At 37.6% G+C, this 15,437-nt stretch carries 12 protein-coding genes and 1 riboswitch; of the genes, 5 read left to right on the forward strand and 7 right to left on the reverse strand.

From position 1 onward, the window contains the following. Positions 1-15: 15 nt before the first annotated feature. The 5 genes from ZA07_RS03390 to ZA07_RS03410 form a co-directional block, all read right to left on the reverse strand. Complete coding sequence (locus ZA07_RS03390; RefSeq protein ID WP_053970322.1) at positions 16-642, reverse strand: phosphoadenosine phosphosulfate reductase family protein; 627 nt, start codon at positions 640-642, stop codon at positions 16-18. A gap of 90 nt (positions 643-732) precedes the next feature. Then, positions 733-1,146 (reverse strand): Rrf2 family transcriptional regulator, encoded by a 414-nt coding sequence (locus ZA07_RS03395; protein ID WP_053970323.1) that lies wholly within the window; start codon positions 1,144-1,146, stop codon positions 733-735. Between the two features lie 27 nt (positions 1,147-1,173). Then, positions 1,174-2,343: a PLP-dependent aspartate aminotransferase family protein gene (locus tag ZA07_RS03400; protein ID WP_053970324.1), complete on the reverse strand. Its 1,170-nt coding sequence runs from the start codon at positions 2,341-2,343 to the stop codon at positions 1,174-1,176. 6 nt (positions 2,344-2,349) lie between these two features. After that, positions 2,350-5,745 carry a bifunctional aspartate kinase/homoserine dehydrogenase I gene (gene thrA, locus ZA07_RS03405; RefSeq protein WP_053970325.1) on the reverse strand — a complete coding sequence of 1,132 codons (3,396 nt, stop codon included), beginning with the start codon at positions 5,743-5,745 and terminating at the stop codon, positions 2,350-2,352. A gap of 86 nt (positions 5,746-5,831) precedes the next feature. Continuing rightward, a riboswitch (SAM riboswitch) is annotated at positions 5,832-5,946 on the reverse strand. 90 nt (positions 5,947-6,036) lie between these two features. Continuing rightward, positions 6,037-7,587, reverse strand: coding sequence for a hypothetical protein (locus tag ZA07_RS03410; RefSeq protein WP_053970326.1), 1,551 nt, complete (start codon positions 7,585-7,587; stop codon positions 6,037-6,039). 146 nt (positions 7,588-7,733) lie between these two features. On the opposite strand from ZA07_RS03410, the gene ZA07_RS03415 reads away from it, so the two are divergent. The 4 genes from ZA07_RS03415 (at position 7,734) to leuB (ending at position 12,155) form a co-directional block, all read left to right on the forward strand. Next, the gene (locus ZA07_RS03415; RefSeq protein WP_053970327.1) at positions 7,734-8,909 is read left to right on the forward strand and encodes a 2-isopropylmalate synthase; all 1,176 of its coding nucleotides are present in this window, start codon (positions 7,734-7,736) and stop codon (positions 8,907-8,909) included. A gap of 1 nt (position 8,910) precedes the next feature. Then, positions 8,911-10,317 carry a 3-isopropylmalate dehydratase large subunit gene (leuC, locus tag ZA07_RS03420; protein ID WP_053970328.1) on the forward strand — a complete coding sequence of 469 codons (1,407 nt, stop codon included), beginning with the start codon at positions 8,911-8,913 and terminating at the stop codon, positions 10,315-10,317. Further along, a complete protein-coding gene (gene leuD / locus ZA07_RS03425; RefSeq protein WP_053970329.1) occupies positions 10,318-10,902 on the forward strand; it encodes a 3-isopropylmalate dehydratase small subunit in 585 nt (194 codons plus the stop codon). Between the two features lie 134 nt (positions 10,903-11,036). Then, entirely contained in the window at positions 11,037-12,155 is a 1,119-nt protein-coding gene (gene leuB / locus ZA07_RS03430) for a 3-isopropylmalate dehydrogenase (RefSeq protein ID WP_053970330.1), read from the forward strand. A 63-nt stretch (positions 12,156-12,218) separates the two neighbouring features. Here the strand turns inward: leuB and ZA07_RS03435 are convergent, their stop codons facing one another. Beyond that, the gene (locus ZA07_RS03435; protein ID WP_053970331.1) at positions 12,219-13,235 is read right to left on the reverse strand and encodes an LLM class flavin-dependent oxidoreductase; all 1,017 of its coding nucleotides are present in this window, start codon (positions 13,233-13,235) and stop codon (positions 12,219-12,221) included. 170 nt (positions 13,236-13,405) lie between these two features. Between ZA07_RS03435 and ppgK the strand changes: the two genes are divergently transcribed. After that, complete coding sequence (gene ppgK, locus ZA07_RS03440; RefSeq protein WP_053970332.1) at positions 13,406-14,158, forward strand: polyphosphate--glucose phosphotransferase; 753 nt, start codon at positions 13,406-13,408, stop codon at positions 14,156-14,158. Positions 14,159-14,162: 4 nt separating this feature from the next. On the opposite strand, the gene argH is transcribed toward ppgK, so the two are convergent. After that, on the reverse strand, positions 14,163-15,437 hold the full coding sequence (gene argH, locus ZA07_RS03445) for an argininosuccinate lyase (RefSeq protein ID WP_053970333.1): 1,275 nt from the start codon (positions 15,435-15,437) through the stop codon (positions 14,163-14,165).

Genomic DNA, 15,437 nt, shown 5'->3' on the forward strand with positions numbered 1-15,437 from the left:
TATGTATTCGTTTACTTATTGAAGGTGAATCCCACATTCACGGTTCTTAAGAGCCTTTACAGGATCAAAATACCCGTGATTCTTTGGAAGCTGATTTTCTTCCAAATACTGATCTAATTCTTGATCGCTCCAGTAATAGAACGGACTAACTTTTAAGATGCCATCCTTACTCAAGCTCAAAATGTCTTTTTTATCGCGATATTCGGTTTGGCGCACGCGAATGTTGGTAAACCAAACTTCTGGTTGTAATTCGTTTAAAGCTCTTCTGAAAGGCTCCAATTTTACAGCTTCTGAAAACGCTTTGAAATTGTCATCCTCCAAATTTGGCAAACCTATAGTAGCTTCAATTTCTTCCCTACTCAAAAGTGGCTGGTATTTATGAATATTTAAGCCATAGGTATCTATTAACTTTTGGGCATGTTCATAGGTTTCTAAGTCATTATAAAGGGTATCACACCAAACGACTTTAATTTTTGGATCATGCTTTGCCATATTACTTAATAAAATGGCAGAATAAACACCAAAACTGGTTGTTACAATTTTATTATTGGTCAATCCCATAGCCCATTGAATAATCTCATTTGGTGCTTTTGACTTTAATTTTGCATTCCAGTAATCGATGTCTATATTTTCTAAAATCATGATCTTCTTTAATTTAATACTTTATTCCTATCGGATTAATAGGAATTAAAAGCAAAACTATATAAAAATATTTAATATCCAAGCATTTATTTAATCTTTAAGGATATCTGCCAAGGATTTATTGTTAAAAATTTGGAGGGTACTGTCCCTTACTTCTAACATTAAATTATGGACCGAACAGGTTGTTTCATCTGGGCAATCGTCACATTTTTCATAAAAATTGAGACTCACGCAAGGTACCATGGCTATAGGACCTTCCAAAATTCTCATAATAGGTGCCAATTTAATGTCTTTGGGATCTTTCAAAAGGTAATAACCACCTGTTTTTCCTTTTTTAGACCCCAAAAATCCATTTTTCCGAAGGGTTAAAAGAATGCTTTCCAAAAACTTCCTGGAAATATTTTCACTTTCAGATATCACACTGATTTGAACCGGATGATTGGAGCCCTGTTTAGCCAAATAAGCCAACGCCTTAAGCCCATATTTAGTTTTCTTTGAAAGCATATTTTCAAAGATAACCAATTTCTTATATCAACCTAATGCTTGATTTAAATCTGCAATAATATCATCTACATGCTCCAATCCAACTGAAATCCTAACCAACCCATCACTGATCCCTACTTCTAATCTATCGGCTTCACTTAATTTACTGTGGGTCGTACTTGCCGGATGGGTAGCAATGCTTCTGGTATCTCCTAAATTGGCTGAAAGCGAAAACATTTTTAAACGATTTAAAAAATTTCTTCCGGCTTCAATACCTCCTTTTATTTCAAAAGCGACAATGTTTCCGCCTTTCTTCATTTGCTTTTTGGCTATTTCATATTGCGGATGTGATTTCAGAAAAGGATATTTCACGAACTCAACGTGCTCATTACCTTCCAAAAACTCAGCCACCTTTATGGCGTTATCACAATGCCTATCCACCCTAACGGCTAAAGTCTCCAAACTTTTTGACAACACCCAAGCATTGAATGGTGATAAGGCAGGCCCTGTATTTCTGGCAAACAAATATATTTCCCGTATCAAATCTTTACTACCCACAACAACACCTCCCAATACACGACCTTGACCATCTATCAACTTGGTCGCAGAATGCAATACCAAATCGGCTCCAAATGCAATAGGATTTTGCAAGTAAGGAGTTGCAAAACAATTATCAATGATCAATAACAATTGATGTTTTTTAGCAATGGATGCCAATAACTCCAAATCCAAAATATCTACGGCCGGATTTGTTGGTGTCTCTGCATATAGAATTTTGGTGTTGGGCTGAATCAAACTTTCTATTTTCTCAACTTCATTGACTTTAAAATAGCTTGTTTCAATATGCCACTTTGGTAAAAACTTGGTAAACAAAGTATGGGTGGATCCAAAGACACTTCTACAGGATACCACATGATCACCTGCATTCAACAAGGCCGCAAAGGTTGAAAATACAGCACCCATACCTGTAGCAAAGGCATATCCCGCTTCAGCGCCTTCCATTTTACAGATCTTATCCACAAATTCAGAATTGTTTGGATTTGTAAAACGACTGTATATGTTTCTCTCTTTTTCTTCAGCAAAGGACGCACGCATATCTTCGGCATCTTCAAACAAATAACTACTTGTTATATGAATAGGAGTTGAATGCTCTAAATATTGAGAACGCTCCATTTGCGTTCTTATCGCATCTGTCTCAAAATGATTTTTACTGCTCATTTTCTTTTAATTTATATGTTTTGACAATCTTAAGATATCTCCAAAGACTCCTCTAGCGGTCACCTTGGCTCCAGCGCCAGCTCCTTGGATTACAATGGGTTGTTCCCCATAAGATTCTGTAAATATTTCTATTATGGCATCTGCGCCCTTAACCTGACCCAATGCACTATCTGCTGGAACAGATACCAACTTCACTTCCAAATTTCCTTTATCTAACTGCAAGTCACCAGACAAATCACCCACATACCTTAACACATGATTGGGTTTTTGATTGTCTTTGATCTTTTGAAATACATCATCCAATTCCTCTAGCCGATCTAAAAACTCACTGACTGATATGCTTCTGTAGGCTTCAGGTACCAAATTTTGAACCGATACATCTTCAAATTCATTTTCCAGGTCCAGTTCTCTAGCCAAAATCAACAATTTTCTAGCCACGTCATTTCCTGAAAAATCCTCACGAGGATCTGGTTCTGTAAATCCGTTTTGTACCGCATCTTTGACAATGGCACTAAAAGAAGCATCTTCAACTGAAAAGCGATTAAACAAATAACTCAATGTTCCCGAGAAAACCCCTCTTATCCTCGTTATGTTTTCTCCTGATTCATGTAGCAATTTAATGGTATCAATCAATGGTAAACCAGCCCCTACAGTAGTCTCATAAAGATACTGTTTATTATGTTGCTTTAATTGATTTCGCAATTCGGAATAAAAGTCATGGGAAATGGTATTGGCTATTTTGTTTGAGGACACTAAATCAAATCCTGCCTCTACCAAGGGGATATAATTTTCATGAAATTGTGGGTTAGCCGTATTATCTACAGCAATCAAATTTTCCAAGTGATTGGTTTTTGCATAAGCAACTACATCTTCAACCGAATACTTTTCAAGTCCTTGGTGTACGGATTCTTCCCAATTTTCTGTGAGTCCATATTTGCTTAAGGCTACTTTCTTGGAGTTTCCGATGGCAAAAATATTCAGATTGATTCCCTTTCTATTTTCAATGTCGGTTTTGGTTTTTAATATTTGGTCTATTAAGGTTCCTCCTACCAAACCATGCCCAAATATGGCAATGTTCACTTTTTTGGAAACTCCAAATATCTCACCGTGAATCACATTTAAGGCCTTGTGAAGCTCTTTTTTCTGAACGACCAAGCTCACATTTTTCCCGGTCACCGTATTGTTAAAAAGTAAAGGTGTAATTTGGTTTTTAATCAAGGCATTAAACGGTTTGTGGAACGAACTAAGTTCAATCCCAATGATTGAAATAACAGCCACATCATCTACAACTCCTATTCTATTCACATCTTGGGAATAAAAATCTCTTTCAAACTCCTGTTCCAAAGCTATTACGGCCTGAGCCGCTTTACTTGATTGGATAACCAACCCTATACCTCTTTCTGAAGACCCTTGGGAAACAATACTCACACTAATTCCATAGTTACTGAGCGCTTTAAAAATTCTGGCATCCACTCCTACTTTACCCAAAAGACCCCTTCCTTCCAAATTTACCAATGCTACATCTTCTAAAACTGATAGGGATGTGACATTTTTACTATTCGGTTTAGCAGAAATTAAGGTTCCTTCATCTTCTGGATTAAACGTATTCAAAATACGAAGGCTGATATTCTTTTCTACCAAAGGGATAATCGTTTTGGCATGTAGTACACTCGCTCCAAAATTGGCTAATTCATTAGCCTCATTAAAGGAAAGCTCCCTTATTTTTTGGGCATCTTCCACCAAATCAGGATTAGCCGTATAGATTCCGTTGACATGGGTAAAGTTTTGTAATTCTTCGGCATCCAAATAATTCGCTAACAAAGAAGCTGAATAATTACTTCCATTTCTACCTAATAAAGTCGTTTCTCCTTCAGCATCTGAACCTATAAAACCAGTCACTATAGGCAGCGTATTTACAGGTAATGATTTAAAAAATGAGACTACACGCTCTTTGGAAGCTTTCTCCTTGGGTTGGGCATTTAAATAATCTGAATCTGTTAAAAGCAATTTTCTGGAGTCGACCGCTAGTGCATTGAAACCTTTAGACCTTAGTGTTTCGGCTAAAAGATTTACAGATAATAATTCACCAAAGGCCAAAACATGTGCTTTAATTCTATCACTATAATCACCAAGCAATTTGACTCCTTCCAGAATATTGTGCAGCTCTTGGAATTGCTGAGATAAATCAATACCTGGTAAAGGCTCTAACTGATAATTTTTAAAACTTTCAAAATCTGCTTCAAAGTCCCCTTTTTTAGCTGCCTTTTCTAACAAGGCTTCCAATTGATCAGTCGCTTTTCCTCTGGCTGAAGCCACCACCGCTATTCTGTCTCCTTCAGACACTTTACTTTCAACAATAGAAAGAACACGAATTAAACCTTCGCCATTTGACAAGGATTTCCCGCCAAACTTCAACACCTTCAATCGCTTATTTTTGGATTCGGAATTGAAAATAGGCTCAATGATTTTTTCCAATTGGTTGAATTCTATCAAAAAGGCGTCATGACCATGAGACGAGTGTATTTCACTATAAGTTACATTGGGATGCGTTTGCGCCAATTGTCTCTGAGTTTCTCTATTTTCCTCAGCCGTAAAAAACAAATCAGAATCTACACCCACGATGGAAATGGTTGATTTAATGGTTTCAAGAACTTGAACATTATCACCTCGCCCCTTAGTGACATCGATGGTCTTCAGCAGTTGGTTCATCAACTTGTAAGCCGATAACTGAAAGCGCTCCTGAAGTTTTTCGCCATGGTGTAGCAACCAACTTTCTACGTTGAATATTTCTAATTCATCGTTAATACTTCTTTGAAATCGTTCTTTGAAAGACTGTGGTGTTCGGTAACACAACATCGCATGCATACGGGCATCATGTACAGGATTGTTTGAATTTACCAAAAACTGTTCTTGAATTTGACAATTGGCAATTAGCCAATCTGTCGATTTCCAATCGGTAGCAACAGGGATTAAATGTTGCGCCAATTTAGGAGCCAAAAAGGCCATTTCCCAAGCAATCCCCCCCCCTAGGGAGCCTCCTATCAAGGCGTAAAGATTCTTTATTTGTAACTCTTCGAGACCCAATAAAAATATTTTGGCAATATCTCGAGCTACAAAATCCTTATAATTTTCTATGACAAATCCATCATAGCCATTCCCAGGAATATTAAAGGCCAAAATGGTGTAAACTTTGGTGTCTATAACCTTACCGTCACCAATTAAATCACGCCACCAACCTGAATCTCCTGCCACATTACTGTTACCGGTGAGTGCATGGTTTACCAGAACAATGGGAGCCTGGTTAAGTGGTGGTCCAAACGTTTGGAAAGACAATTTAATATCTGTCTTTTTACCACTTTCCAAAACAACTTGTTCTAGATTAATATACTGTAAATCTTTCATTTCTTTTCACAAAAAAACATGCAAATGCGATTGCACAAATTATTAATATGTTAAAAAGAAAAGTATAAATAGGGAAGTAATCCACCTAGTTATCTGCCATACAAATGCCCAAGCATTTGAGTAGAATTTAGCACCTTCTTTGAGGTCAAAGGGTTGCTAAGGTTTCACAGGGTCTATTCCCTCCACCTTTCTTGATAACGAAACATTAAGTTATTGAACTTTGATGCTGCAAATATTCAATCAGAAAAATTTAATATCCAAATAAATTCGGCTTTTTCTAAATTATTTAACTTAGGATGTTCCAAAATGCTCGTAGTATTTCTCTCTAATAATTTCAGAAACCGGTCGATTTTGAATATTACTTTCCAACCAGGAAATAATATCCAAATACAAAAAGGCACGACGTTCATAAGGATGATTTTCATACACCTTCAGTCTTTTGTGTAGCTCAATAAAGGCCTTTTTAATATCTTGGGGATAAATATCCTGCAAACCTCTAATAAACTTGATCATCTCTTTTTGCACTTCATACATATCATCAATCTTGATGAGAAATTTATAAGTATCCCGCAATAAAGCCTCGATGTGGTAATCATACCCGCCCTCATAATGTGCAACCACATTCAAAACCCTAGCAAAACATTGCAAATCTTCTCTCATCGCTATGGATTTGGTGGTAATAATTTTATTCAAGTACCGAATACATTCCTTGTAATTTTCAGCACCAAAATGCATACTAGCAAATTTGTAGTTGAAAATCATTCGGTGATGTTCATCAATCCGGTCCGTGTATTTGACCAATTCGGCTTCAATTTTGGGGATTAGATGTAAGCCATCTTTAAAACTCCCATCAAAAAAATAATAGTTTACGCGATGTATATTGAGATATAAAAAAGTTAAAGCATCTACATTTTCATCGATGGTAAAACTTTTATTGGTAACTAACGCTTCAAATTTATCCAGATGATATTTGAATTTTTCTTTGTTGTTGATATAAAATAGGGACTCCAACAAATAGTTTTGCCCCTTAGCAAAAAACACTGGATTCAAATTGACCATACTCGGATTTTGGTCATATAACTTCACCCATTTTAAGGCATATTTAAAGCAGTTTAAGAAATCCTGCAAAAGGAAACTGTACCAAAAATACGACCTGTAAAGCCATAATTTTTCCCTAAACCCTAAGTCTTCCAAATCATATTTAGGCAAGCGCGCATTAAAATAGTCATGAATTTCTTGGGCGTCCTTTTCATTTTTGGCGTATCCAAATTTGAGGAACAAACCATAGAGCTGAAGTGACAAATTGGATAACTTACTCGTAATCACATTCGCTTGACTTAACTTTTTAGCCTGAATAGTTAGCTCATCCGCCCGCCCGCTTATACTCCTTGTAATATATTGAGCCTCAATAACCTTTTCCAGCTCCACCACCTCAAATGCCAAATTCTTTTCCTCATTTTGAATCGCTATTTCTTTTGATTTATCCAAAATCTTTAAAGCTTGCTTATATAGCCCTTTATGATAAAGAATCGAGGCAAAATCCAGTTGTTCTCGCAATTGGGAACGTACATTTTGATGAGAAGGATTCAACCTAAGACTGATCAAAATCTGCTTATAGAGGTGCGATTTCACATTGGCCAATTGCTGCTTCTTGATATCGCCATTTTTCAAAATAGCATCTTCATCATACACGGATAGCTTATCCAAAATATTGAACAAATTCAAAAATTTGGAATCTTCATTTACTCCAAGCCGACCAACATACAATTTGAACTGTCTTTTTTCTGATTTTGTCATCGACTTAACCAGTGAAAACAAATTATCTTTTTGATCTTTAACCATCAAATAATTAAGATTTTAAATTATTGATTTTAAGCTGTTTATTATATTTTTTTTCATTTGAACATCGTAACAACTCCTGCCCTTTCATAACCATTTCTTAATCCAAATTATAAATTCGTATAACAATACAAAAATTTATTTTTTAAATGTCTAAAGAGAAAGTACAAATTTTTGACACCACATTAAGAGATGGAGAACAAGTTCCGGGATGCAAATTAAACAAAGAACAAAAACTTATTATTGCTGAACGTTTGGACTTTTTGGGTGTAGATGTGATTGAGGCAGGGTTTCCTGTTTCAAGTCCGGGAGATTTTGATGCGGTACAAGCCATTGGAAAAATTGTAAAAAATGCCACCGTTTGTGGACTCACACGAGCAGTTGAAAACGATATTAAGGTAGCAGCTGAAGCTTTGAAATCTGCTGCCAAACCAAGAATCCATACAGGTATTGGCACTTCTGATTCGCATATTAAATTCAAGTTCAACTCCACTCGAGAAGCTGTTATTGAACGCGCATTCAAAGCAGTGGCCTATGCCAAATCCTTTGTTGAAGACGTCGAATTTTATGCTGAAGATGCCGGTAGAACAGATAATGAGTTTTTAGCTCGGGTATGTGAAAAAGCTATTGAAGCTGGAGCTACCGTTTTAAATATCCCAGATACTACGGGATATTGCTTACCAAGTGAATACGGAGCCAAAATCAAATATTTAAGAGAAAATGTCAAGGGCATAGAAAAAGCCATTTTATCTTGTCATTGCCATAACGATCTTGGGTTGGCCACAGCCAATTCCATTGAAGGAGTTATTAATGGGGCACGTCAAATTGAATGTACCATTAATGGTGTGGGTGAAAGAGCTGGAAATACAGCTTTGGAAGAGGTAGTCATGATATTGAAACAACATCCTTACCTTAATTTAGATACTGGAATACGCACTAAAGAATTATATGGCATAAGCCAATTAGTTCAAGAACAAATGGGTGTTTACACGCAACCCAATAAAGCTATAGTAGGCAGCAATGCCTTTGCCCATAGCTCGGGAATCCATCAAGATGGCGTCATTAAAAATCGTGAAACTTATGAGATTATTGACCCTAGGGATGTAGGTGTAACAGAATCAGCCATAGTCCTGACTGCCAGAAGCGGAAGAGCTGCTTTGGCTTACCGTGCCAAGAACATAGGTTATGAACTGACCAAGCTTCAATTGGATGAAATTTATGCTTCCTTCTTAAACTATGCCGATAAGAAAAAAGAAGTTTGTGATGATGACATCCATCAAATAATTGAGAGCAGTGCCATTTATAGACAAATAATTTCAGCCTAGTATGGGAAAGACCTTATTCGATAAAGTATGGGATGCTCACGTTGTCGACTCCATTGATAACGGACCTCAGGTATTATATATAGACAAACATTTAATTCACGAAGTTACCAGTCCGCAAGCCTTTAAGGAACTTGAGGAACGAAACATTCCCATTTTTAGACCAGATCAAATTGTTGCAACTGCAGACCATAATACCCCAACAGTAAATCAACATTTACCTGTTAGGGATGAACTTTCCAGAAACCAGTTAAAACAATTGGCTGAAAATTGTGAGAAAAGCGGTATCACTTTATACGGTCTTGGCCATCCCTATAATGGAATTGTTCATGTGATGGCACCTGAACTTGGAATTACCCAACCTGGAATGACCATGGTTTGTGGAGATAGTCACACTTCTACACATGGTGCCTTTGGAAGTATTGCCTTTGGAATTGGAACAAGCCAGGTAGCTCAAGTTTTTGCGAGCCAATGTTTGCTTTTGACTAAACCGAAAAGTTTGAGAGTGAGCGTTAATGGGAAACTAAAAAATGGCGTTCTTCCTAAGGATGTCATTCTGTATATCATTTCCAAAATAGGAACCAATGCAGGAACTGGATACTTCTGTGAATATGCAGGAGATGTGTTTGAAGACATGAGTATGGAAGGAAGAATGACCGTCTGCAATATGAGTATCGAAATGGGTGCTCGAGGGGGTATGATTGCACCAGACCAGACCACTTTTGATTATGTAAAAGGAAGGGAATTTGCTCCAAAAGGTGAGGAATTTGATAAAAAAGTATCCTATTGGAAAACCCTACCATCAGATGAAGATGCCGTTTTTGACAAAGAATACACCTTTGATGCAGCTGATATAGAACCTATGGTTACCTATGGAACCAATCCTGGAATGGGAATTAAAATCAATGCCCGTATCCCAGAATTAAACGATGCCTCTTTTGAAAAATCCTTGCAATACATGGATTTCAAAAAAGGTGAATATATGCTGAACAAACCTATCAATTATGTATTTATAGGCAGTTGTACCAATTCCAGAATTGAAGATTTTAGAGTTGCAGCCCAGTTTATAAAGGGAAAACAAAAAGCTGATAATGTAACAGCCTGGTTGGTACCAGGAAGTAAGCAAGTAGAATCACAAATTGAAGCTGAAGGACTGAAAGACATTTTTGAAGCCGCTGGATTTGAATTGCGACAACCTGGATGTTCTGCCTGTCTGGCCATGAATGACGATAAAATACCGCAGGGAGAATACTGTGTATCAACTTCTAATAGAAATTTTGAAGGAAGACAGGGACAAGGTGCGAGAACCATTTTAGCAAGTCCCTTAGTAGCGGCGGCGACCGCCGTATTAGGTAAAATTGTAGATGTTACCAAATTATTGGAACACAGTTATGAAGAAGAATTGATTTAAATGGAAAAATTCACCACATTACATAGTACAGCCATCCCATTGGATATCGAAAATATTGATACCGATCAAATCATCCCTGCCCGCTTTCTAAAAGCCACGGATAAACAAGGGTTTGGTGATAATGCCTTCCGGGATTGGCGTTTTGATAAAGAGGGAAACCCTAACAAAGATTTTGTACTCAACGACCCTAAGTTTTCTGGAAGCATTTTGGTTGCAGGAGACAATTTTGGTTGTGGATCTAGTCGAGAACACGCTGCTTGGGCCTTAGTTGGATACGGCTTTAAAGTGATTGTTTCCAGTTTTTTTGCCGACATTTTTAAAGGAAATGCATTAAACAATGGTTTGCTGCCCGTACAGGTGTCACCAACATTTTTAAAGCAGCTTTTAAATTTAATCCAAGCAAAACCAGACACTCAGATCACAGTAGATTTAGAAAACCAGACCATATTTGTGGCCGATACAGACTTAAAGGAATCCTTTGATATTGATCCCTACAAAAAGACCTGTATGATCAATGGTTATGATGACATTGATTATTTACTGAGCAAAAAGAAAGAAATAGAACAATTTGAGGCCGCCCTTTAGGTGGCTTTTTGCGTAAGCGGTTGCAGTGGCATCCTTTTGTTGATGTCGAGCAAAGCGAGAACATGAAACAAAAGATATAACGAAAAACGCGACCCGAAGGGAAACGTCCAAAACAACAACGAACAAAAACACTCATGAAACTGAATATTGCTGTTTTATCAGGAGATGGCATTGGTCCCGAAGTGACCGATCAAGCCATCAAAGTATTGAAAGCTATAGCTGTAGAATATGATCACACCTTCCTTTTCTCATCGGCTCCAGTTGGAGCTATTGCGATTGATGAAACTGGAAATCCACTACCGGACAGCACCCTTGATTTATGCAAAACAAGTGATGCCGTTTTATTTGGATCTATTGGAGACCCTAAATATGATAACGATCCCAATGCTAAAGTTCGCCCAGAACAAGGGTTATTGAAACTAAGAAAAGAATTGGGCTTATACGCCAATATACGTCCAGTAAAAGCATATGATATGCTTTTGGATAAGTCTCCTTTGAAAAAAGAGAACATTCAAGGAACCGACATCAGCATCTATAGGGAACTGACAGGAGGTATTTACTTTGGGGAGAAAAAGCAAAATGAGGAAGGCACTTGGGCTTCTGACTTATGTGAATATTCCAAAGAAGAAATTGAGCGAATTTCCCATCTGGCATTCAAAGCGGCTCAAGCTCGCAGGAGCAAGTTAACACTTGTTGACAAAGCGAATGTATTGGAAACATCGCGCTTATGGAGAAAAGTTGTAAAACAAGTTGCCGAGTCCTATCCAGATGTGGAATTGGATTTCTTATTTGTAGACAACGCAGCAATGCAAATGATCTTAAATCCGAAACAATTTGATGTCATTTTAACAGAGAATATGTTTGGTGATATTATTAGTGATGAGGCCAGCGTAATAGGTGGAAGTATTGGTTTATTGGCATCAGCTTCTGTAGGTGACAAACATGCCTTATTTGAACCCATTCACGGCTCATATCCACAGGCGACAGGAAAAGGAATTGCCAACCCCGTAGCCTCCATTTTATCAGCAGCTATGTTGTTAGATCATTTCGAACTTTATCAAGAGGCCGAATTAATCAGAAAGGCCGTTGAAAAGTCCTTACAATTAAACATCACGACTCCAGATTTAAATCCGGATTCTGAAAATATTACCACAAGTAAAGTTGGAGATTTCATTGAGGATTATATTAATAACCCTCAAGATTCCAACATCAATTTTCAAAACTTACATTTGGGTCAGTCTACCATTATTTAAGTCCTCCCTAAATGAATGATTAATAGTTTAAAAGCACCTCTCTGGGGTGCTTTTTAGCTTCTATTAAATTCCATTGATTTCATTCATGATTTCTGAAAACAACTGATAAGAACGCCTCCTGTCTTGAGGATCAAAGGTATTGGTCACTACCATCAATTCATCCACCTTGTTTTCCGCTAAGAATTTTTCAGTCTCTTCCTTCACCTTCTTTTTATCACCTACCATTGAAAAACGCAACATCTGTTGAACTGATGGGTTCATCAAAATACTTTTTAATTCCGAAGTCATTTGGGTGGGAGGTGTTAAATACTCCCGTTTCCCCATAAATAGGTTCATTACCATTCTAATAGGTGATGTAAACATCATCTCAGCCTTTTCCAATGTATCTGCAGCAATGACATTCACGCCAGCAATCACATAAGGCTGGGATAAAAATTGAGAAGGTGTAAAATCATGTCTGTAAATTTGGAGTGCCTCATGAAAGTGAGCCGTTGCGAAATGACTAGCAAAAGCATAGGGCAGCCCCAATCTAGCAGCTAGTTTGGCACTATCCGTGCTGGATCCCAAAATATAAATAGGAACCTGAACGCCTTCTGCAACTGTCGCACGGACCTTATTTTGCACATTATCAAGTGAAAAATACTGCTGGATATCAGCCACCTCATCAGGAAACCTCATAGTAGCCTGCATTCTATCTGACCTAATCGCATTGGCCGTATCGGCATCGGTACCTGGGGCACGTCCCAATCCCAAATCTATTCTATCGGGATATAACGTTCCAAGGGTCCCAAACTGTTCAGCTACAATGAGTGGGGAATGGTTAGGCAACATAATTCCTCCCGAACCAACCCGAATACTTTTGGTATTTTCAGCAATATAACCTATCAAAATAGAAGTCGCAGAACTAGCTATATTGATGGAATTATGATGTTCTGCCAACCAAAATCGATGATATCCCAAAGATTCAACCAACTGGGCTAATCCCAAAGTATTATCGTATGTTTCTTTGACTTGGCTGCCTTCATTTACAAAGGCTAATTCTAGCATGGAGTATTTTACTTCACTCAATTCTCTAATCATTTTTATATGACGTGAAATTATTAAAATGAATACGGAATGGTCTTAATATTATGTTAGAAATTAAAGGATCACACCATAGTCTACATCGTTTAATTTGAAAATGCATGAATCAGTTTTTGAATGGTTCCGATGATAATGTTTAAATTTACAATATCATCAAAAACACTTGTATGCAAATTTTAGGAATCGACATTGGAGGAAGTGGTATGAAAGGTGCCATAGTAAATACCATAACAGGGGAACTAATCACAGAACGATTTCGTATTCCTACACCCAAATCGAGAACTCCTGAAGCCATGGCTGAAGTATTTAAGGATATTGTGGCTCATTTTGATTATTCGGGCCCCATTGGTTGTGGTTTCCCTAGCATAATCAAGCATGGAATTTGTAAAGCCTCAGGAAATTTACATGATGAATGGGACCATGTCAATGTCGAAGAATTATTCTCAAAAGCCTGTAAGCAATCAGTAACCGTTATCAATGACGCCGATGCTGCTGGATATGCCGTCATGAACTATGGTATAGGGCAAGGAAAATCTGGATTGGTTGTCACTATTACCATTGGAACTGGTTTGGGCAGTGGTGCCTTCTATGATGGAAAATTAATACCCAACTTTGAATTGGGCCAAATCCCATATAAGAAATACAAAAAAATAGAACAATGGGCCGCCAACTCAGTCAAAGAAAAAAAGAACCTCAGCTTTAAAAAATGGGGTAAGCGCTTTAATACCTTTTTAGAATTAGTAGACACTATTATTTGTCCTGATTTTATCATTTTAGGTGGTGGCACCTCTGATGATTTTGACAAATTCAAAAAGTATATTAAAATAGAAACACCCGTAGCCCCAGCGCACCTTGGGAATCATGCCGGAATCATTGGTGCTGCCTGTGCAGCCACTCACAAAATTCCAAAATCATATTAGGAACCTAATCAGGAAATTTCGCCCTAATTTTATCTAAACTGAGATTCCCCATGCTCCCAACATGCACATGCTGTTTTGACATATCGGGCACATAGGTACCATCTTGTACTTCAGCCCCAATTTTTTTATAAGCATCCCTAAAACTCATCCCCGACTCGACCAGTGTATTGATATTATCCACTGTAAAGAGATACTGATATTTGGGATCATTTAAATCAATTTCCTTCACTTGAATCTGCTTAATGGCATAATTAAAAATATCTAACAAGTCCTTTGTATCTTCTATCGCTCCGATCATATTTTCCTTCAGTAATTGGTAATCCCGATGATACCCACTCGGCAAATTATTAGTGATCAAGGTCATTTCCATAGGTAAACTTTGAAGTTTATTACTCTTGCCACGAATTAGCTCAAAAACATCTGGATTCTTTTTATGGGGCATGATACTACTTCCTGTGGTTAATTCATCTGGAAAGGAAATGAAACCAAAGTTTTGGCTCATATACAAACAAATGTCCATCGAGAATCTGGCTAGCGTATTTGTCAAACTTGATATAGCCATAGACAAAGTTCGTTCAGCTTTTCCACGGCTCATTTGTGCTGCCACAACATTATATTTCATGGATGTAAATCCTAAAGCTTTCCTAGTAAACTCTCTGTCTATAGGAAACGAACTTCCATAACCGGCAGCAGAACCCAATGCATTCTGATCGACTGTTTTTAAGGCTGCTTGCAATAAATAAACGTCATCTACCAACATCTCGGCATAAGCGGAAAACCACAACCCAAAAGACGATGGCATAGCAACTTGCAGATGGGTGTACCCAGGAAGTAACCTATCTTTATAAGCGTCTGCCAAGTCCAAGAGTGTTTCAAAAAGAACTTTTGACTTACCGAGAATCTCTTTTAAATTTTCTTTGTAATACAACTGAAGGGCTACCAAAACTTGATCATTTCTAGATCTAGCCGTATGGATTTTTTTACCAACATCTCCATAAGTCTTGGTCAATTCAAATTCAATCTTGGAATGCACATCTTCAAATTGGTCTTCAATAGCAAACGTTCCATTTTCCAGTTGCTCTGATAACATTTTAAGACCTTCTTCAAGTTGTTCCAACTCTCCTTCGGAAAGAATTTCCACTTCCTTCAACATCTGTGCATGGGCCAAAGAGGCCCGAATGTCATATCTGGCGATAAACATATCGATCTCACGATCATTACCAACTGTAAACTGCTCTATTTTTTTATCGATAGAAATCCCCTTATCCCAAAGTTTCAT

Source organism: Mangrovimonas sp. ST2L15 (assembly GCF_001280515.1).
GTDB lineage: Bacteria > Bacteroidota > Bacteroidia > Flavobacteriales > Flavobacteriaceae > Mangrovimonas > Mangrovimonas futianensis.

What these genes read in the sequence shown, in the direction of transcription:
- thrA (WP_053970325.1), bottom strand. Translation starts at nt 5,745, where the DNA reads ATGAAAGATTTACAGTATATTAATCTAGAACAAGTTGTTTTGGAAAGT.
- leuD (WP_053970329.1), top strand. Translation starts at nt 10,318, where the DNA reads ATGGAAAAATTCACCACATTACATAGTACAGCCATCCCATTGGATATC.
- argH (WP_053970333.1), bottom strand. Translation starts at nt 15,437, where the DNA reads ATGAAACTTTGGGATAAGGGGATTTCTATCGATAAAAAAATAGAGCAG.
- ZA07_RS03415 (WP_053970327.1), top strand. Translation starts at nt 7,734, where the DNA reads ATGTCTAAAGAGAAAGTACAAATTTTTGACACCACATTAAGAGATGGA.
- ZA07_RS03390 (WP_053970322.1), bottom strand. Translation starts at nt 642, where the DNA reads ATGATTTTAGAAAATATAGACATCGATTACTGGAATGCAAAATTAAAG.
- ZA07_RS03410 (WP_053970326.1), bottom strand. Translation starts at nt 7,587, where the DNA reads ATGGTTAAAGATCAAAAAGATAATTTGTTTTCACTGGTTAAGTCGATG.
- ZA07_RS03435 (WP_053970331.1), bottom strand. Translation starts at nt 13,235, where the DNA reads ATGATTAGAGAATTGAGTGAAGTAAAATACTCCATGCTAGAATTAGCC.
- leuC (WP_053970328.1), top strand. Translation starts at nt 8,911, where the DNA reads ATGGGAAAGACCTTATTCGATAAAGTATGGGATGCTCACGTTGTCGAC.
- leuB (WP_053970330.1), top strand. Translation starts at nt 11,037, where the DNA reads ATGAAACTGAATATTGCTGTTTTATCAGGAGATGGCATTGGTCCCGAA.
- ppgK (WP_053970332.1), top strand. Translation starts at nt 13,406, where the DNA reads ATGCAAATTTTAGGAATCGACATTGGAGGAAGTGGTATGAAAGGTGCC.
- ZA07_RS03400 (WP_053970324.1), bottom strand. Translation starts at nt 2,343, where the DNA reads ATGAGCAGTAAAAATCATTTTGAGACAGATGCGATAAGAACGCAAATG.
- ZA07_RS03395 (WP_053970323.1), bottom strand. Translation starts at nt 1,146, where the DNA reads ATGCTTTCAAAGAAAACTAAATATGGGCTTAAGGCGTTGGCTTATTTG.